The following is a 19,920-nucleotide window of genomic DNA, read 5'->3' on the forward strand; positions in this document are numbered from 1 at the left end:
AGACAAAATTAAACAATATTCTCAAAGGAAAGAGTTCGGTACTGTACCGGACTCTTTCCTTTGAGATTGAGTCTTATTCTATCATTGTTGTAATAGTGAATGTACTTCACTATTTCGATCTTAAGTTCCTGAATGGAACCAAACTTTCTGGTATAAAACATTTCTGATTTTATCGTTCCAAAAAAGTTTTCTATCACCGCATTGTCCAAACAGTTTCCTTTTCGGGACATACTTTGAATAATACCTTTTTCTTTTAACAAGTTTTGGTAATGTTTCATTTGATATTGCCAACCTTGATCAGAATGTAGAATGATGTTCTGTGTAGATTTTACTTTTCTGAATGATTTCTTTAGCATTCTGATGATTTGGCTAAACACAGGTCTTTCAGATAAGTCAAAACTGACAATTTCACCATTAAATAAATCGATGATTGGAGATAGGTAAAGTTTATTACCCGATACATTAAACTCTGTAACATCGGTTGCCCATTTCTGATTAGGAGCGTCCGATTTGAAATTCCTCTGTAGAACATTGGGCGCAATTTTCCCTTGCTCTCCCTTGTAAGATTTATATTTCTTCACTCGGATAATACTCTTTAAACCTAATATTTTCATAAGTCGTAAAACAGTTTTGTGATTAATCAAAATTCCTTTTTCTTTCAAAAGCAAAGTAATTCTTCTATAGCCCAACCTTCCTTTGTGACGATGATAAATCTGCTTAATCATTTCTTTTATTTCCGCATATTTATCTTTCATTTGAAAGCGTTTTTGATAGTAATAAAAACTGCTTCTTGCCATCGATGTACAATGCAGTAGTACTGCTAAATCAAAGTCCTGCCTTAACTCTTCGATGGCTTTGGATTTTTCCTTTCCTGAATTAAGGCGTCTAACTTTTTTAAAATGGCGTTCTGGGCTTCTAAATAATAAATCCTCTCCAACAGTTCTTCCTCCCTTGTTAAGGGCTTGCCTGTTTTCTTTTTTTTTCGCTTGTAATTACTCATGGTTTTAGGTCTTCCTTTGGGTCTGTTTTCTAAACCTAAAATACCATTTTTTTTGTAATTACGCTGCCAACTAAGAATACTGGACTCCGCAGGAATATTAAACCTTCTCGACGCTTCTTTTAAACTTAAATTCTCTTTCTCAATTACTGATAAAATCTTTAATTTAAAATCTTTTGTGTAATGCGTATTGGAAAGCCGAACAAGTCCTGAAACTCCATAAAGTTCATAAAATTTTATCCATTTACGAACCAATGAACCACAAACTCCAATGCGTTTTCCTAAATCGTCTGTTCCAATATCCCCTTTGTGATATCTCTTTATAGCTTTTAATTTAAAGTCTAATGAATATTTACTTTTTCCCATAAAAAATACCCCTAAAAAGTGTCTAACTTTTTGGGGGCAGTCCAAAATTCTCGGGATTTTTTTGTTTTGCAGAGCCACGAAGTGGCGATGAGAAATAAGATAGGATTTTAATCCTATTTTTTAATCAAATAAATATTTCTCATCATAATCTACTTTATTCTTTCTTAAAATTTCTAAAATTTCATTTTCAAAATGATGTTGTTATTAATTTCTTTATTTTAAATAATTTGATTTTTTAAAAGTTAAAAATAAAATAAAAATAATATTTATAATTGGGATGAGAATTAAGATGGAGTATAATTTTGATAGCTTTAAATTATTTAATCTTCCAATTGAATTAATAATACTTAATAAACACATAAACATATAGAAGAATATTAAAATATGTATGTCATCATTTTTTAAAAGTTGTAATGAGTTTAGTTTGTTATTAAATAAGAGGATTATTAAAGCAATCACTGTTTGATTTATAAAAAATTCTATTCTATTAAAACTAAATTCTTTTATTTTATTTGTTAAATTACTATGTTTTTTTCCGTACATGAAATAAATTAATAATCCGCATAAAAACCATAATCCGAACCAAAACCAGTTGTTGTGCGTCATTCCTGTTAATAAATACAGACAAGAAGTTAAGCCTAATAATGGTATTAGAGAAAGGTTTTTGAGATAAGACAAAACTACTAAAGCTAAATTAATAATTAAAAAAATGATGATAGAAAGCCTAAATTCACCTTCATGCTCATCTGTAATGTTCCATAAATTATGGAAAAACTCTGGCTGCCAAAAATAGAAACCTACTAATCCACCGATAAATAATATAGGGAAAATATATTTAGCATTGATGTAAGGCAAGTGAAATCTACCTTTTAATTTTTCTTTTTGTGGCATCAATAAAATTCCTCCATTTACCAATACAAATGCGAAAATAGTTCCGATACTGGTAAAATCTAAAATAAAGGTTTTATCCGTAAATAAAATAGGTAAACCAACAGCAACTCCTGTAATAATAGTAGCGAAACTTGGAGTTTTATATTTTGGGTGAATTTCTGCAAATTTTTTCGGCATTAATCCATCTCTACTCATGCTCATCCAAATTCTTGGCTGTCCCATTTGGAAAACCAATAAAACCGTAGTAATCGCTACAATAGCGGTTACAGAAACCACAAATTCCATCCACGGAATATTTGCATTTTGAGCAGCGAAAATAAAAGACAATGGATCGCCGATTCCTTCAAATTTTCTGTAATCTACAATTCCTGTTAATACTAATGTCAAAACAATATAAATTGCGGTACTCAAAACCAAAGAAATAATCATTCCTTTTGGTAAAGTTTTTTCGGGATTTTTGGTTTCTTCAGAAAGTACGCTCAATGCATCAAAACCGATGTAAGCAAAGAAAACACCTGCTACAGCACTCATGACTCCTGTAAAACCATTGGGCATAAAAGATTTCACACCTTCATTGTTCGTAGGAACCCAATTTTCAGAATTAATGTAAAAAATCCCTACAGCAATAATTAAAAATATTACAGCTAACTTTAAGATAACCAATAAGTTATTGAAATTTCTACTTTCTTTAATCCCGATATAAACCAACCAAGTGATTAAAGCATTAATAATCAGAGCAGGAATATCTACGATAAATTTAATTCCAGCAATGATGGGAGCAGATTTCCATGCGTTTACCAATTCTTGATTTTGAGAACCTGCCATAAATGCTTTTTTGGCTTCTGTATAACTGGTACTCAAATAATCTGGAATTCCGAAACCTAATCTTTCTATAAAAGACGTAAAATAATCACTCCAAGAAAAAGCGACATAAATATTTCCAAAGGAATATTCCATAATCAGCGCCCAACCAATAATCCAAGCGATTAACTCGCCGAAACTGGCATAAGCATAAGTATATGCACTTCCTGCAGTAGGAATTCTACTGGCGAATTCCGCATAAGACATTGCCGTAAAAGCACATGCAATAGCACAAATAATATAGAGGGAAATTACACCAGGTCCGCCTCGGAAAATAGCCTCACCTAAACTACTGAAACTCCCAGCTCCAATGATGGCAGCTAAACCAAAAAATACAATGTCCCAAGTACCGAGAGCTCTAATCAGTTCAGATTTATGCTCTTTTCCAGTGTAATGTTTTCTTCTGAAAAGTTGATTCATTCTTGATTTTTAAAATAACAAAGTAACAAATGTAATTAAAAATCTGAAAAATGTAGATTTATTTGTCTTTTTTATCTCTTTTTTTAGATAAAAAATTTGATTCTTAATCCTTAAAAAACTTGCTTCTACAATAAGTTTTCTGTATTTTCGTTCTAATTATTACAATTCTAATTCATCAAAAATAATGAATCAAAGAAATAAAATTTTATTGCTATCGGCCATTTCATTATCTGGTCTTTCGATGGCTCAACAATCACAATTTTTCGCAGACAAAGAACAATATCGTTTTAACCTTGCCGAAAATCTTTATCAAAATAAAATCTACGCTGCTTCACAATACGAATTTTCTAGACAGTATTTTTTTAATCAAAATTTAGAAAATTCTAAGAAAGAAACTGCCCGTTTTTTCAGCAATGTTATCGGTGTAATTTTAGCTCAAAATCATGCAGAAGACGGTTTAGATGCTTTTATCAAAGATTATCCTAAATCTGCACTTTTTGCTCAGGCGAATTTGCCTTTAGCGGATTATTATTTGGCTAAAAAGGATTTTCCTAAGGCTTTAGAAACGCTTCAAAAAGTCAATCAATATCAATTAGATAAACAGGAAAACACACAGTATATCTTGAAATTGGGATATGCCAAATTCATGACGGGCGATTCTAATGGTGCAATTGATGCATTGGAAGAAGCGTATAAAAATGCCGAAGAAAAAGGTGATATTGCGTATATGCTGGGACATTTATACTATGCGAACCAACAAAACGAAAAGGCTTTTCAGTTTTTCGATGAAATTAAAAATAATGAAAAGTACGCCAAGTTGGTAAAACCGTATTATGTACAGTTGTATTTTAATGAAAAGGACTATGAAAAAGCCATTGTAGAAGGAAATGATTTGCTCCAAGAAGATATTTCTTCAGCTTATAAAGCAGAAGTTCACAAAATTATCGGCGAAAGTTATTTCATGCAAAAGCAATATGCAGAAGCGTATCCTCATTTAAAAGCGTATTTGCAAACCCAACAAAACCCTTCGGAAAGTGATTTGTATGAAATGGGATTTGTAGCGGCAAATCTTCAAAAATTTGATGAGGCGATTTCATATTACAATCAGTTGGTGAATTCTAATTCTGCGTTTTCCCAAAATGCTTATTATCAATTAGGTAACGCCTATTTAGAAGTTGGGAAAAAGCAAGAAGCTTTGGCTGCATTTCGTTCTGCGAAGGAAATGACTTATGATAAAAATGTCTCGAAATTAGCTCACGAACAATACGCCAAATTGAGTTATGACATCGGGAATCCGTTTGAAAGTCCGCAAATTGCTATTAAATCTTACCTCGAAAAATATGGTTATTCTAAAGAATTAGAGCAACTTTTGGTGAAATCTTATTTGTATTCTGGAGATTACAAAGGCACCATAAAAGCCATCGAAGAATTGACTGGAGTTGATTCTCAAACGGAAAAAATCTACCAAGAAGTGCTGTTTTTATACGGAACAGAACTCTTTAACAAAGGCGAACTAGACGCTGCAGAACAGAATTTCAAGAAAAGTTTAAAATACAATCTTAATAAAACCTTCAACTTAAGAGCGCAATATTGGTTGGCGCAGACTTATTATCAAAAAGGAGATTACGCCACTGCAATTTATGGTTTTGAAAAGTTGGATAGAAATGAAGAGGAGTTTCCAGAAAAGCGACAATTGAGCTATGATTTGGGTTATGCTTACTTCAAATCTAAAAATTTTCCAAAAGCTAAAGAATATTTCAAAGAATATCTGAAAAATCCCAAACCAGAGTTTAAATCTGATGCAGAATTGCGTTTAGCAGATACTTATTACGCAGGAAATGAACTGAATGAAGCGATTGCAATTTACAATAAAACAGAAGGTGCCAATGATTACACGCAGTTCCAAAAAGCAATGGCTATTGGTTTTAAAGGTGATACAGAAGCTAAAATCGTTGAATTAAAGAAATTGATTTCCAATTATAAAAACTCTGAATATCAAGATGATGCGTATTATGAATTGGGAACTTCTTATGCTTCGATTGATCAGTTTCAAAATTCTAGTGATGCGTTTTCTCAAGTGATAAAATTGAGCACTGATAAAGATTTGGTTGCCAATGCAGAAATCTACAGAGCGCAGAATTTCGAAGACTTAAACCAACCAGAAAAAGCTTTAGCTGAGTTGAAATCTCTCGGAAATAAATATAAAAATACAGCTTATGCAGAAAAAATTGTTGCCGCAGCAAAACCGATTTATTTGAAAAACGGAGACGCTTCTGGTTACGAATATTTTGCAAAAAACATGGGCGTAAATATTGCTCAAACTGATTTAGACGAAATCAATCTTTCTTTGGCTCAACAACAATTTGCGAAGAAAGAATACGCGAAAGCTATTCCGAATTACGAGAAGTTTTTAACCCAAAATCCAACGGGCGAAAAGTTCTATCAAGCACAATATGAATTGGGCGAAAGTTATTATCAAACCAAGAATTTTACGAAAGCCAAATTGGTTTTAGGGGAAATTGCCAATGCTCAAAATGATTACCAGGAAGATGCTCAAGTAAGAATTGCTCAGATTTTATTGAGTGAAAACAACAGTTCTGAAGCGAAAATTTATTTGGAAAATCTCGCCAACTCATCGAATGTGACGATTAAAAATTTCGCGAGTATAGAATTGATGAAGATTTATGCAGAAGAAAAGAATTTTTCACAAGCAGAAAAATTTGCGAATGAAGTCCTGAAATATTCCAAAAATTCAGCAGCAGTTTTAGAACAGGCGAAGGTTATTAAAGCCAGAAGTTTGATGAATCAAGGCAAAGATAAAGACGCACAAACTGCTTATGCTGCGTTAGAAAAATCTGCAAATACAGAAGTTGCAGCAGAAGCACTTTATGCAAAAGCGTTTTATCAAAATAAAGGAAAGGCTTTCAAATCTTCCAATGAAACCATCTTTAAACTAGCGAATAATTATGCTTCAGAAGAATTTTGGGGTGCAAAAGCTTTGGTGTTGATGGCAAGAAATTATTTGGCGCTGAAAGACAACTATCAAGCAAGTTATACTTGTGATCAAATCATAGAAAACTATCAAGATTTCCCAGAAATTGTTTCAGAAGCTAGGGAAGTGAAAGCGATGATTAAGTAATTTGATAATGAATTTAACTGTAAAGAAAATGAACAAAAACATAAAAATATTATCTCTCGTTTTGGTAGGAATTTCTCAGTTTTCTTTGGCTCAAATCAAAGAAGAAAGATTGATTCTCGACAGAAAACGTGAACCTGAAGTGAAGAAAATCGAAAAGAAAAAAACTTCGGTAGAAACAGAGAAAAATTATCCTCCGAAAGAAAAAGAGCAGGAACCTGTGGAATATAAAATTACCAATGTTCCGATGGTTTCAGATTTTAAAACATCTACGATTGAAGGAGAAGATATTTCCCCGAAATTCAATACAGACAGTCAGAGAAACTATTTTCAGGCAGGGTATGGCAATTATTCTAAATTTCTGGCAGACGGAAATATTTCTCATCAGTTAGACAAAAATACAGAAGTGGGAATAGACGTTCACGGAATCACTACGAATGGTTTAGAAAAAGAATACGATTGGAGTTCTAAGCAAAGTGATTTTAATGTGGCAGCGTTCATTACCTCGAATACAGAAAAAGGAAAAGCCAATATTTCCGCAGATTTTGGAAACCATAACTACAATTATTATGGTATTTACACCTTGAAACCAGCTGCGGATATTGATTTAAAGCAAAGTTACAATGAATTGAAAATCAATGGTTATTATGATTTTTTCAAAAACAATTGGATAAATGACATCCGATTTAAATCGTCTATGTTGGTAGACCATTTCGATGCGAAAGAAACTTCTGGTGAAGGTCAAATCAACTTTTCGAAATATGATTTGCCTCTTTTTTCGGCGCAAGACATGAAAATTAATGCAGATTTGGGCGTGAAATTATCGACTCAAACATCAACTTTTGAATTGCTGAACAAAAATGAATCCCAATTTTTGCTTTTTGCCATGACTCCGAAACTGTCTTTCTACAAAGGAAATTCTTATTTGGCAATTGGTTCAGATTTTTCTTTCATCAACGGAAAAAATGCGGATAAAAACACACCAGAAGCTAAAGCCAACAATTTCAGATGGTTTCCTTTTGCAGAAGTATTGTATGAAGCTACTGAACAATATAAATTTTACGCAGGAATAGATGGTGGTGTAAAAATGAATTCTTATTCGAGTTTATTGCAAGAAAATCCGTTTTTGGTATCAGATGTTGTGCTGAAACCTACAGAAACCAAATATCACTTCTATCTTGGTTTAAAAGGAGATGTAGAACAAACCTTTAAATATGATGTAAATGCGGGGTTCAGCGAACTTAGAAATGCGCAATTTTTCAAAGCGAATGATTTATTTGACTATGTAAACACGCTTAATCGTTCTGCTTATAATTTTGCGAATACTTTTTCAGCGATTTATGATGACGGAACATTGAGCGAGGTGAAAGGAAGTGTACAATATTTCCCGTTGCAAAATTTGGTTTTAGATGCAGAACTTCACTTCATGAAATTTAAATTAGACCATCTCAATGAGGTGTATTATAAACCAGTGGTTCAAACTACAATTGGCGCGAAATATTCATTGTTGGACAGAAAGTTAAATCTAGGTTTCAAAGGGATTTTTGTGTCAGAAAGGTCTACTAATTCTTTCAGTGTAGTGACTACATTTCCTGAGTTTTCAATTCAAGAAAAAACCAAAGAATCTTTGCCTTCTTATTTAGATGTAAACCTGAATGCTGATTATAAAATCAATAAAAACTTCACCGTTTTTATAATGGGAAACAACTTGTTGAATAAAAAATACGAACACTATTTAGGTTACAAAGTTCTTGGAGCACAAGTTTTGGGCGGTTTAAGGATTGCTTTTTAAAGGGAAACCATTATTTTTGCAATCTAAAATCTAAAATTATAAATAAAACAGGCCGCATAGTTTAATGGATAGAACTACGGATTTCGGCTCCGTCAGTGAGGGTTCGAATCCTTCTGTGGTCACTTTTTAATGCTTTTTGTGCATTGAATTTTTAAAATAAAGAAAATCAGTCATCTATATTTTAAAACGCAAAGATTTATTTTATAAAATTCTTTTTTAGTGAGCAAAGATTTCCCAATGAATTGGGATGATGAAGCGAACGATTCAAAAGTGAATTGATTCACTTACTTTGCTTTTTAATCTTTAACATACAGAATTACTGTACTTTGCGTTTTAGAAATATTTCTAATAGAGAACTGATTTTTGATATTTATTTAATCAATAGAAACGGACTTTAGTCCGTTTTTTTTATTTTTGGTAAGATAGTTGGCTTTAGCCAAAACCTGAAAATGAACTTTTTAGCAATTTAAACTGACAATTTTCATATGGAGAGTTGTCTTTTTTTTGTGTAACTTTAATGTATTAAAAAAATGTTCAACCATTTAATCTTAACAATATGGAAAATCATACATTAACTCACGAATTCCCAGAATATGTTCAAAAAATCGCAGAGCTGAAAGCTTCAGATGAAAAATTCTTAAAAATGTATGTGAACTACGAAGAAGTGAATGCACTGATTTCTCACTACGAAGAAGGCGAACAAAATCACACCACTGATGAGCATCTTACAGATTTAAGAAAGAAAAGAGTTCATCTGAAAGACGATATTTATAATTATTTACATCAGAATTAATTTCTGAAACTTTTACCGAAAAAATATAATTAAAGCGACTCAAAAGGTCGCTTTTTTATTTTAACTTAAATATTTAAAAGAAAAAGTTTCCCTCTTTCAAAGGGGTGGCATTCCGAATATCGGATTGACGTGGTGTTTTTATATTTTTTAAAAAAACACTAAAAGTGCATTTCTACTTGGCTTTTTTTACTTTTTAATTGGCTCTTTACAAAATCATCGTCAACTGTATCCTCTTTCTTGCTTCGTCTATTTCCAGAACTTTTACCTGAACGTGCTGATGCAATTTCACCACTTCATTTACATCAGATACAAAACCGTCTTTCAGTTGAGAAATATGCACCAAACCACTTTCTTTAATCCCTAAATCTACGAAACAACCAAAAGCGGTGATATTATTCACAATTCCGGGTAAAATCATTCCGATATGCAAATCTTTGATGGTTTTTACATTTCGGTCAAACTCGAAGACTTTAGCAGATTTTCTAGGATCTAATCCGGGTTTTAAGAGTTCTTTCAAAATATCTTTAATTCCTAAAATTCCAATATCTTCGGTAATATATTTTTCTGGATTAATTTGGTCAATTTTCTCTTTATTGGCAATCAATTCTTCAGTTTTTAAACCCAAATCTTTCGCCATTTGTTCTACAATTTTATAAGCTTCAGGATGAACTGCCGAATTATCCAAAGGATTTTTAGCATTTTTAATCCTTACAAAAGCTGCCGCTTGTTGATAAGCTTTTTCACCTAACCTTGGTACTTTTTTCAAATCTTTTCTGGACGTGAAAGCGCCATTTTCTGCTCTGTAATTCACAATGTTTTCTGCCATTTTTTCGCCAATTCCTGAAACGTAGGATAGGAGAGATTTACTTGCGGTATTCAGGTTGATTCCCACAGAGTTTACACAAAAAATCACGGTATTGTCTAGTTTTTCCTTGAGTTTAGTTTGATCTACATCATGTTGATATTGTCCAACTCCAATTGATTTTGGGTCTATTTTTACGAGTTCTGCTATAGGATCAGAAAGTCTTCTGCCAATAGAAACCGCACCACGAACCGTCACATCATAATTCGGGAATTCTTCTCTGGCAATTTTACTCGCAGAATACACAGAAGCGCCTGCTTCAGAAACCACAAAAACCTGCAAATCTCTGTCAAAACCAATTTTCTTGATAAACTGTTCCGTTTCTCTACTTGCCGTTCCGTTTCCTATGGAAATCGCTTCAATATTGCAAGAATTGACCAAAGATTTTATCTTTTTCATCGCCATTCCCGTTTCGTTTTGTGGAGCATGAGGAAAAATGGTTTCGTTGTGTAAAATATCGCCTTTTTCATCCAAACAAACCACTTTACAGCCTGTTCTGTAACCTGGGTCAATCGCCAAAATTCGTTTTTCACCAAGCGGAGCAGCCAATAATAATTGTTGAAGATTTTCTGCAAAAACGTCAATCGCTTTTTGGTCGGCTTTTTCTTTGGCTTCCTGCAAAGTTTCATTGGAAATGGCAGGTTCCAACAATCTTTTGTAAGCGTCTGCAATCGCCAATGCTATTTGTTGGGCGCACTCGTTTTGGCTTTTAATCACAGCATTTTCCAAGATTTCTAAGGCTTCTTCCTTTTCTACTGAAACCGAAACTTTTACAAAACCTTCGTTTTCAGCTCTTAGCATCGCTAGCAATCGGTGAGAAGGTGTTCTGTTCAAAGGTTCTTGCCAATCAAAATATTGAGAGAATTTCTGTGCGTCTTCTTCATCTTTTTTGTCCCGAAACTTCGGGACGACTTTGGCAGAAATCACCGCTTTTCTTTGGAAGAGTCTTCTCAGATTTTTACGGATGTAAAGGTTTTCATTGAGCCATTCTGCAATAATATCTCTTGCACCTTGCAATGCTTCGTCTTCATCGGCAACATCTTTGTTCAAATATTTGGAAGCGAGATATGCTACATCATCCGATTTTTGAGACATAATGATTTTTGCCAAAGGCTCTAATCCTTTTTCTCTTGCAGCATCAGCTTTGGTTTTCTTGCGTTTTTTATAAGGAAGATAAAGGTCTTCCAATTCCTGTAAGTCAAAGCTTTGATTGATTTTCTGTTGAAGTTCTGGCGTTAAAGCATTTTGTTCTTCTATTGATTTTAAGATGCTTTCTTTACGTTTTACAATTTCATCAAAACTTTTATTGAGTTTAAAAATGTTTTCGATGGCTACTTCATCCAGATTGCCTGTTTTGTCTTTTCGGTATCGGGCGATGAATGGAATGGTACAGTCTTCAGCAAGTAACTGAAGCGTGTTTTCTATGCTTTTGCTAGGAATGGGTAAACGTTCCTGAATGTATTTCTCTACGGTCATTCTCTCAATTTTCAGTGTGCTAAAATACGAGGTGTTTTTGGAATAATCAATTTTTGGGTGTCTTGTTTTGTCCACTTTTGACCAGTTTTGTCTGTGCTGCTTTTGGTTTTCTTCGAGAGTTCTTCGATAATTGTTCGGGTGTTCTTCGGAAAAAAAGATGTTTTTCCGAAGAACTGTAGAAGAAGAGTGGGAGAAGAGTAAAAGAATTGAAATAAATGATACATATAAAAATGAGTTAAATCTCATAGAATTAGAGCCTGTAATTAAATTACTAAATAGAGAATAATAAAAGATGGTTTTTATTTAAAATTTCTTAATTTTGAGAAAACTTACTATGAAACTTATAAACATAAAATTACAGATTGCGTTAATTACAAATGATGATGAATAAGTTTGGCTCAAAGTCGGGAGAATCTTTGCGCAGCGGGTGGGTTAGCTGAAACCAAGTAAGTGCATCGTACACAATTATCATCTAATATATTAGTTAATGTATTTGAAAAATTAAATAAAAAAATTAAATAAAAATGAAGTCACAAAAATTTTTTATTAAATACAAATGTATTATTAGATTATGTATGGCATTATTGATTGTTTCTAGTTGTAACCAGTTTGACAAATCTGACTCGAAAATTGCAATCAAAAAATATGTACAACGGACATTTTATCAACCTAAAACATATAATGCAATAAGATACTATCCACCAATGGAAATGAAAGTTTCTACTGATCCAAAAGACAGAAACAATTCTTCATTATCAGAAGACAAAAATAAAATTGTGGATGGTTGGGGAATTGCAGTTGATATAACTGCAATGACTCGTAATGGTGATGTAAGTAGTCAATCGGCCGCATTCTATCTTAATGCGAAGTGCGATAGTGTAATTTTCTCAGATGTCGCACCACAATTTTTGAAAGCAGATTCTTTAAGTATTTTTGGTTCAGTACGCTAATACTCCCCCCGCTGGTGCGAGCGTCTCGCTCGTACCCATAACAATAAAATATGAGCAGAAAATATAAATTTCACGAAAAAGATGGTGCTTATTTCATAAGCTTTGCTATCGTATTTTGGATAGACCTTTTTACGCGGATGGAGTATTTTGATATAGTAATATCCCCCCGCTGGTGCGAGCGTCTCGCTCGTACCCATAACAATAAAATATGAGCAGAAAATATAAATTTCACGAAAAAGATGGTGCTTATTTCATAAGCCCCGCTGGTGTGAGCGTCTCGCTCGTACCCATAACAATAAAATATGAGCAGAAAATATAAATTTCACGAAAAAGATGGTGCTTATCCCGCTGCGCAAAGTTTGCAACTTTGAGCAATGATAGAATATAAAAACTAATAACCAAGAAAACTTAAGTAAAAATAAGACCAGCTACACAAAGTCCCCCGCTGCGCAAAGTCTCCCGACTTTGAGCAACAATAAAAAATAAAAAAATGAAAGAAGGCTATACCATAAAAGACCAAGAAAAACCCCACTTTATTACCTGTACAGTAGTAGATTGGATAGATGTTTTTACAAGAAAGGTTTATAAAGATATAGTAGTTTCATCATTAGAATATTGCATAAAAGAAAAAGGGATGGTTTTGTATGGTTATGTGATAATGAGCAATCATATCCATTTAATAGTACAATCTAAAGAAGGTAGATTATCAGATTTAGTAAGAGATTTTAAAAAGTTTACCGCAAAAAATATTTTAGAAGCCATACAAACAGAACCAGAAAGTAGAAGAGAGTGGATGCAGGCTTTATTCAAAAAAGCAACAGAAAGCCATACAAGAAATAAAAATTACCAGTTTTGGCAATATGGCAATCACGCAGAAGAAATATATAGCTTACATTTTATGTGGGACAAGCTAAATTATATACACTTAAATCCAATAAGAGCAGGTATTGTAGAAAAAGCCCAACATTATATTTATTCATCAGCGAGTAATTATACAACGGGTAAAGGATTAGTAAATGTAGAATTGGCAGATAACCCAGTAATTAATACAAGCAAAACAAATGAATTTTGGAAATATAGTAATTATGATGAGTAGGTTTGGCTCAAAGTCAGGAGACTTTGCGCAGCGGGTGCTGATGGAAGTTATTCATTTTTCTTTAGAAGCGTAGCAACAGATGGACATACATTAGAAATGATCTATCATAGCCCTACTTCTAATATCAACTTAGCTACTTTAAAAACAATTTATCCATTAAATTTTTAAATATGAATTATTCAATCTTAAATCAGTATGGAATAACTTTCCAAAAACAAAATAATGGTAATATTAAAATTAAGGCAAACTCTAAGAGTTTAGATAATTTTTTCTATATGCTATGTAGAGATGAGCAGAAACTTAAAAGACTAATTTTTACACTTAACCAAGTTATAGCTAATGGGTATAATTCAATATCTGAACAAGATAAATATTGGGATATTGAAATTGGTTTACAAGTTTATACAGGAATAATACATAGTAATACTGAATTTGATTTATATTTTGAGAATGAAGAAAATGAAACTTATCCTTTAAATGATATAAAAGAAATTTTTTCATCTTTATTGGAACTTTTATCTTGAAAATTTCAAATATAATATTATCTAAATATGACAATTCAGTATTTACAGAAACTAAGAGATAATAATAAAATGGACGGTTTTACAGATGAAGGACTATCTTTATCCGAAATTGCTCAACTCGAGCAGTTATGTAACAACGGAAATCCATTCCCTCAAGTACTAAAAGAACTACTATTTTTAGCAGGAAATAGTTGTAATTATTTAGACTACAGTATTTATGACAGTCAACAAGAACTACAGAGTGAAGAAAGGTTAGAACTACAGGAATTATATGGGATTACAATTACAAGACCCTATTTTTTTGTGGATTTATCTTCAGTTGGTTTACCTGCATTTATTTTTCTAGATGAAGGAGATAATCCTCCTTTGAACCAGCTTGAAAACCACCCTACTCAAAGTAATTTTTATCGTAGAACTGGAGGAACCTTGCAAACATTAATTAACAGTAGAATTCAGAATTACTTAGAAGGATATAATCCTTTTTAATTATGACAATAGATTATTTACAAAAGCTAAGAGATATTCCAAGTGATGGAACAACAAATAGGGGCATTTCCCCGCTACGCAAAGTTTACAACTTTCAGCAATGATAAAAAGTAACAAATGAATTTTGCTAACAACACAATAAACCAAATACATTATACCCCCGCTGCGCAAAGTCTCCCGACTTTGAGCAACAATAAAAAATAAAAAAATGAAAGAAGGCTATACCATAAAAGACCAAGAAAAACCCCACTTTATTACCTGTACAGTAGTAGATTGGATAGATGTTTTTACAAGAAAGGTTTATAAAGATATAGTAGTTTCATCATTAGAATATTGCATAAAAGAAAAAGGGATGGTTTTGTATGGTTATGTGATAATGAGCAATCATATCCATTTAATAGTACAATCTAAAGAAGGTAGATTATCAGATTTAGTAAGAGATTTTAAAAAGTTTACCGCAAAAAATATTTTAGAAGCCATACAAACAGAACCAGAAAGTAGAAGAGAGTGGATGCAGGCTTTATTCAAAAAAGCAACAGAAAGCCATACAAGAAATAAAAATTACCAGTTTTGGCAATATGGCAATCACGCAGAAGAAATATATAGCTTACATTTTATGTGGGACAAGCTAAATTATATACACTTAAATCCAATAAGAGCAGGTATTGTAGAAAAAGCCCAACATTATATTTATTCATCAGCGAGTAATTATACAACAGGTAAAGGATTAGTAAATGTAGAATTGGCAGATAACCCAGTAATTAATACAAGCAAAACAAATGAATTTTGGAAATATAGTAATTATGATGAGTAGGTTTGGCTCAAAGTCAGGAGACTTTGCGCAGCGGGGTTCTAGTAATCTAAAAAAGCATAATAATTATATTGGAGATTTTAGGTTGTCTAGGGTTTTGTATGATGGAAACAAAGCAATAATTTTAGTTTTTAATACAACAAATAATAGTAGGAATATTTTATTTTTCAAAAAAAATAATGAAAAATGGGTATTGTTTTTAAAACGTGGAATACCAATTAGATATAAAAATCAAGAGGTTGTTTTCTGATAAAAAGTACTAATAATTTGAAGTCTATTATTTGAATTATAGATAGGTTTTAATTTTCATAAAACCACTTAAAGATTATTTAAATGAACAAAATTAATTTATAAATTTATCCCGCTGCGCAAAGTTTGCAACTTTGAGCAATGATAAAAGTAACAAATGAATTTTGGAAATATAGTAATTATGATGAGTAGGTTTGGCTCAAAGATGAGGATTTTTCGCAAAGGCATTTCTAGTCTAGAACAAAAACTATTTAATTTACCAGTTCTTAATTCATCATTTTATTCAAAATCTTAACCTACCCAAAGGAAAGTCAAAGGAAAGTCAAAGGAAAGTCAAAGGAAAGTATAAGTAAAGGGTAATGAATGTCTCTAAAATAGTTTTATAAATAATTGCTATTTACTTGATTGCTACTTGCTAGTTAAAGGCAGGATAGTTGCTTATTCAAAAAAATACTGTCAAAAATCACAAGATTATCTTTGTTAAAATAAATTATAAACAAAATTATAGTGGTAAATTTGAAGAAAATTTAAAAACAAAGATTTTATCAAAAAAATTGATAAAATACATAAGAAATTGATATTAAAATGAAAAGAGTATTAGTAGCAACAGGAGGTGGAGATTGCCCAGGATTAAATGCGGTAATGAGAGGGGTAGTAAAAAGAGCATCTCAAGAAAAAGATTGGGAAGTGGTAGGTAGCATCAATGCATTTGATGGAGTATTAAAAGAACCAACAGAAATTATGGTTTTAGATGATAAAACCGTAGCAGGAATTCATAAAGACGGCGGTACCATTATAGGAACTACCAACAAAGGAGGGCCTTTTGCTTGGCCTTACAAAAATAAAGATGGAGTTTGGGAAGCGGTTGACAGATCAGATGAAATGATTCGCAAACTGCAATATTTAGGCGTAGATGCCGTAATCAGTATTGGTGGTGATGGTTCGCAAAGAATTTCTCAACAATTATACGAAAAAGGACTCAACATTATCGGTGTTCCAAAAACCATTGATAATGATTTGTCTGCTACCGATTTTACTTTTGGTTTCCAAACGGCTGTGCAAATCGCAACAGAAGCGGTAGATAGATTGGTCACTACTGCTGCAAGTCACAACAGAGTTTTGGTGCTGGAAGTAATGGGTAGATATGCCGGTTGGATTGCTCTTCACGCTGCCATTGCTGGTGGTGCAGAGGTTTGTTTGATTCCAGAAATTCCTTATGACATCGAAAAAGTGGTAAAAAAACTCAATAGCAGATTCAATAAAGGAAAAGGAAATGCTATTGTAGTAATAGCAGAAGGGGCAATACCAAAAGGTGGAAGTTTACTTTCTGAAGTGAGTGATGAGGTAGGATATGAAAATGTAAGATTAGGAGGGGTGGCTCATAAATTGGTTCATGATTTGAAATCTATTGGTTTTGAAGCAGATATGCGCGAAACTGTTTTAGGACACTTACAAAGAGGAGGAACGCCAACTGCTTATGATAGAATTTTGGCAACTCAATTTGGGGTAAAAGCATTCGAAATGGTGCTCAACGAAGAATACGGAAAAATGGTTGCTTATCGCCATCCCAATATTATTTCGGTGCCTTTTAAAGAGGCGATAGACCGTCCAAATTTTGTAGATCCTAATTGCGATATGGTAAAAACCGCAAAAGGAGTAGGTATTAGTTTTGGGGATTAATTAAGATTTTATTTTATTAACTGAAATAAAAGCCAGCTTCATTTTCTTGAAGTTGGCTTTACTTTTTGAAAGGTTGAACGATTTTGAGGGTTTCTGATCTATAATCTATAATTTTCTCTTATATCGATTTATTCACCTCTTTCTTTAGATTTTATTCATCATCATAAATCATTTAGGCGGTTTTATTTTCTTAATTTTGCAGGTATTATAAATATAAAATTATGAATTTAAAAGGTAAAAATGCACTCATCACTGGTGGCGGAAGAGGTCTTGGGAAAGCAGTAGCTGTAGCTTTGGCAAATGAAGGCGTAAATGTAGGAATTACAGGTAGAAATGAAGAACATCTAAAATCTACCGTTGCAGAATTGGAGAAATTAGGAGTTAAAGCAGCGTATTCTGTTTTTGATGTGGAAGAAATGGCTCAGGTAGAGCAAGGAGTGGCTTCTATCGCTTCTCAATTGGGTGGAATAGACATTTTAATCAATAACGCTGGAGTAGGAGACTTTGGAAGTTTCGAAGATATGCCAGTAGAAACTTGGGAAAAAGTAATGAAGGTAAATCTTTTTGGCGTGTATTACGTAACAAAAGCAACTTTGCCTTATTTGAAGCAAAATAAAGAAGGAGATATCGTAAATGTAGCGTCAACTGCTGGTCTTAAAGGCGGTCCGAATATGTCTGCGTATTGTGCTTCTAAAGCAGCGGTAATTTCACTTTCTCAGTCTTTAATGGCAGAACTTAGAAAATTTAATATTAGAGTAATTACTTTAACGCCGAGTACTATTGCAACGGATATGAGTATAGAAGGTAAACTTACTGATGGCAACCCAGAAAAAGTGCTTCAGCCAGAAGATTTCGCAGAATGGGTGAGAGATATTTTGAAAATGAACAGAAGAGCAATGATTGCTAGTGCTTCTATTTTCTCTACCAATCCATAAGAATTTTATCTACCATATTTAAAAAATCCATCAAGAGCGATGGATTTTTTGGTTTCAATAGTTTACATTTGGAGTGAACAATTCTTTTGTTTGCAATTTAGAATGATAAAAATATGAGTGAGATTTTAAGACGTCAAATTGAGAAAATTACGCCATTAACTGACCAGGAGTTCGAGTATATTCTGTCTCATTTTACCTTGAAAAAATTTAAAAAGCATCAGATTTTAATTCAAGAAGGAGATACCGTACAAAATGATTATTTTGTGATGAATGGTTTGTTAAAAGCATCTTACCTTAATCAAGAAGGGAAAGAGCACATCATGCAATTTGCAATGGAAGATTGGTGGATTACCGATTATCAGGCGTATTTTAATCAAACGGAAGCTACTTTTACCATTGATGCATTAGAATCTACCGAAGTACTTACTTTGTCTCTCTATAACCGAGAGAAACTCTGTGCAGATATGCATAAAATAGAACATTTTTTCAGGAAAAAGTCTAATAATGGTTATATCGCACTCCAAAGAAGGATTTTGTCTTTGCTGAATAGCAATGCCAAAGAACGCTACGAACAATTTATTTCTCAATATCCTACACTTTTACAACGATTGCCCAAAACATTAATCGCTTCGTATTTAGGTGTTTCCAGAGAAACCTTGAGTCGGCTTTCGGTGTAATGTGATGTAGGTCACAAAAAAGTTGTGAGGTAGGTCCTGTTGTTTGTGGGGAGCTACATTTACCTTTGCACTATCAAATCATTAAAAAATCAATAGTAAAATGAATTACAACAAGTTTTTATCAAAGATAATTTTCTTAACGAGTTGTATTCTTTTTTTAGGAATCAACATGGTAAATGCACAAACAATAAAATCTAACAAAATGAGCAAAAAAGTATTATTCGTGGTTACGAGCCACGACAAATTAGGAAACACTGGTGAATCTACCGGGTATTATTTAGGTGAAGTTACGCATCCTTGGGCTGTATTAGTAGATGCTGGTTACGAAATAGATTTCGTGAGTCCAAAAGGTGGAAACCCTTCGTATTATGGAAATACTCCAGATGATAAGGTTAATGAAAGATTTTTAGCAGATGAATATTATCAAAATAAAATTCAGAACACCATGACGCCTTCAGAAGTAAATCCTGATGAATATGTGGGGATTCTTTATGCGGGAGGTCACGGTACGATGTGGGATTTTGCAGATAATGAAGAATTGGCAGTAATCGCACAAAAAATCTACGAAAAAAATGGAATCGTAAGTGCGGTTTGTCACGGTCCTGCTGGATTGGTGAACATTAAACTCAGCAATGGAAAATATTTGGTAGATGGCAAAAAAATCAATGCTTTTACCAACGAAGAAGAAGCTGCTGTGAAATTAGATGAAGTGGTTCCATTTAGATTAGAATCTAAATTAATAGAACGCGGAGCCAAGTTCGAAAAATCAGGTTTATGGCAAACACACGTTGCAGTAGACGAAAGAGTGGTAACAGGACAAAATCCTCAATCTGCTCATGCAGTTGGCGAAGCTGTTTTAGAAGAACTTAAAAAACTTCAATAATTGATAATAGAAAAGAGACTTATTCAGTCTCTTTT

14 protein-coding genes, 1 tRNA gene and 1 pseudogene are annotated in these 19,920 nt (G+C 32.9%); 13 read left to right on the top strand and 3 right to left on the bottom strand.

Going from position 1 to position 19,920, the window contains the following annotated elements; translation table 11 throughout:
• Positions 1–8 precede the first annotated feature (8 nt).
• Positions 9–1,363 (bottom strand): IS3 family transposase gene (locus EB819_RS03760; RefSeq protein WP_124878624.1). Its coding sequence is split into 2 segments (ribosomal slippage): positions 9–889 and positions 889–1,363, totalling 1,356 coding nucleotides; the frame shifts between segments, so codons are not numbered across the junction.
• A 516-nt stretch (positions 1,364–1,879) separates the two neighbouring features.
• Positions 1,880–3,535: pseudogene (locus EB819_RS03765) on the bottom strand (APC family permease); the annotation flags it as partial.
• Positions 3,536–3,719: 184 nt separating this feature from the next.
• Between EB819_RS03765 and EB819_RS03770 the strand changes: the two are divergent.
• The 4 genes from EB819_RS03770 to EB819_RS03785 all read left to right on the top strand — a co-directional run bounded on the left by EB819_RS03770 (position 3,720) and on the right by EB819_RS03785 (position 9,256).
• Entirely contained in the window at positions 3,720–6,674 is a 2,955-nt protein-coding gene (locus tag EB819_RS03770) for a tetratricopeptide repeat protein (protein ID WP_069798660.1), read from the top strand.
• 28 nt (positions 6,675–6,702) lie between these two features.
• On the top strand, positions 6,703–8,463 hold the full coding sequence (locus tag EB819_RS03775) for a TonB-dependent receptor (RefSeq protein WP_069798670.1): 1,761 nt from the start codon (positions 6,703–6,705) through the stop codon (positions 8,461–8,463).
• A gap of 50 nt (positions 8,464–8,513) precedes the next feature.
• Positions 8,514–8,585: transfer RNA gene (locus EB819_RS03780), tRNA-Arg, on the top strand.
• 434 nt (positions 8,586–9,019) lie between these two features.
• A complete protein-coding gene (locus EB819_RS03785) occupies positions 9,020–9,256 on the top strand; it encodes an HP1242/YdcH family protein (protein WP_069798662.1) in 237 nt (78 codons plus the stop codon).
• A 205-nt stretch (positions 9,257–9,461) separates the two neighbouring features.
• On the opposite strand, the gene EB819_RS03790 is transcribed toward EB819_RS03785, so the two are convergent.
• Entirely contained in the window at positions 9,462–11,594 is a 2,133-nt protein-coding gene (locus EB819_RS03790) for a Tex family protein (protein ID WP_069798664.1), read from the bottom strand.
• Between the two features lie 524 nt (positions 11,595–12,118).
• On the opposite strand from EB819_RS03790, the gene EB819_RS03795 reads away from it, so the two are divergent.
• The 9 genes from EB819_RS03795 (at position 12,119) to EB819_RS03840 (ending at position 19,885) form a co-directional block, all read left to right on the top strand.
• The gene (locus EB819_RS03795) at positions 12,119–12,544 is read left to right on the top strand and encodes a hypothetical protein (RefSeq protein ID WP_069798668.1); all 426 of its coding nucleotides are present in this window, start codon (positions 12,119–12,121) and stop codon (positions 12,542–12,544) included.
• A gap of 490 nt (positions 12,545–13,034) precedes the next feature.
• On the top strand, positions 13,035–13,640 hold the full coding sequence (locus EB819_RS03805) for an REP-associated tyrosine transposase (RefSeq protein WP_069797582.1): 606 nt from the start codon (positions 13,035–13,037) through the stop codon (positions 13,638–13,640).
• A 170-nt stretch (positions 13,641–13,810) separates the two neighbouring features.
• On the top strand, positions 13,811–14,164 hold the full coding sequence (locus EB819_RS03810; protein WP_069797586.1) for a hypothetical protein: 354 nt from the start codon (positions 13,811–13,813) through the stop codon (positions 14,162–14,164).
• Between the two features lie 27 nt (positions 14,165–14,191).
• Positions 14,192–14,650 carry a hypothetical protein gene (locus EB819_RS03815; protein ID WP_069797584.1) on the top strand — a complete coding sequence of 153 codons (459 nt, stop codon included), beginning with the start codon at positions 14,192–14,194 and terminating at the stop codon, positions 14,648–14,650.
• Between the two features lie 208 nt (positions 14,651–14,858).
• Positions 14,859–15,464 (top strand): REP-associated tyrosine transposase, encoded by a 606-nt coding sequence (locus EB819_RS03820; protein ID WP_069797582.1) that lies wholly within the window; start codon positions 14,859–14,861, stop codon positions 15,462–15,464.
• An 831-nt stretch (positions 15,465–16,295) separates the two neighbouring features.
• Positions 16,296–17,390 (top strand): 6-phosphofructokinase, encoded by a 1,095-nt coding sequence (locus EB819_RS03825; RefSeq protein ID WP_069797579.1) that lies wholly within the window; start codon positions 16,296–16,298, stop codon positions 17,388–17,390.
• A gap of 221 nt (positions 17,391–17,611) precedes the next feature.
• The gene (locus EB819_RS03830; RefSeq protein ID WP_069797577.1) at positions 17,612–18,325 is read left to right on the top strand and encodes a 3-ketoacyl-ACP reductase; all 714 of its coding nucleotides are present in this window, start codon (positions 17,612–17,614) and stop codon (positions 18,323–18,325) included.
• 113 nt (positions 18,326–18,438) lie between these two features.
• Positions 18,439–19,002 (top strand): Crp/Fnr family transcriptional regulator, encoded by a 564-nt coding sequence (locus EB819_RS03835; protein ID WP_069797984.1) that lies wholly within the window; start codon positions 18,439–18,441, stop codon positions 19,000–19,002.
• Positions 19,003–19,204: 202 nt separating this feature from the next.
• Positions 19,205–19,885: a type 1 glutamine amidotransferase domain-containing protein gene (locus EB819_RS03840; protein ID WP_074650817.1), complete on the top strand. Its 681-nt coding sequence runs from the start codon at positions 19,205–19,207 to the stop codon at positions 19,883–19,885.
• The last annotated feature ends 35 nt before the right edge of the window (positions 19,886–19,920 follow it).

Source organism: Cloacibacterium normanense, assembly GCF_003860565.1.
GTDB lineage: Bacteria > Bacteroidota > Bacteroidia > Flavobacteriales > Weeksellaceae > Cloacibacterium > Cloacibacterium normanense.

Coding starts and splice junctions, on each gene's coding strand:
- EB819_RS03825 (WP_069797579.1), top strand. CDS start 16,296: ATGAAAAGAGTATTAGTAGCAACAGGAGGTGGAGATTGCCCAGGATTA.
- EB819_RS03815 (WP_069797584.1), top strand. CDS start 14,192: ATGACAATTCAGTATTTACAGAAACTAAGAGATAATAATAAAATGGAC.
- EB819_RS03820 (WP_069797582.1), top strand. CDS start 14,859: ATGAAAGAAGGCTATACCATAAAAGACCAAGAAAAACCCCACTTTATT.
- EB819_RS03770 (WP_069798660.1), top strand. CDS start 3,720: ATGAATCAAAGAAATAAAATTTTATTGCTATCGGCCATTTCATTATCT.
- EB819_RS03790 (WP_069798664.1), bottom strand. CDS start 11,594: ATGACCGTAGAGAAATACATTCAGGAACGTTTACCCATTCCTAGCAAA.
- EB819_RS03835 (WP_069797984.1), top strand. CDS start 18,439: ATGAGTGAGATTTTAAGACGTCAAATTGAGAAAATTACGCCATTAACT.
- EB819_RS03830 (WP_069797577.1), top strand. CDS start 17,612: ATGAATTTAAAAGGTAAAAATGCACTCATCACTGGTGGCGGAAGAGGT.
- EB819_RS03785 (WP_069798662.1), top strand. CDS start 9,020: ATGGAAAATCATACATTAACTCACGAATTCCCAGAATATGTTCAAAAA.
- EB819_RS03805 (WP_069797582.1), top strand. CDS start 13,035: ATGAAAGAAGGCTATACCATAAAAGACCAAGAAAAACCCCACTTTATT.
- EB819_RS03775 (WP_069798670.1), top strand. CDS start 6,703: ATGAACAAAAACATAAAAATATTATCTCTCGTTTTGGTAGGAATTTCT.
- EB819_RS03810 (WP_069797586.1), top strand. CDS start 13,811: ATGAATTATTCAATCTTAAATCAGTATGGAATAACTTTCCAAAAACAA.
- EB819_RS03795 (WP_069798668.1), top strand. CDS start 12,119: ATGAAGTCACAAAAATTTTTTATTAAATACAAATGTATTATTAGATTA.
- EB819_RS03840 (WP_074650817.1), top strand. CDS start 19,205: ATGAGCAAAAAAGTATTATTCGTGGTTACGAGCCACGACAAATTAGGA.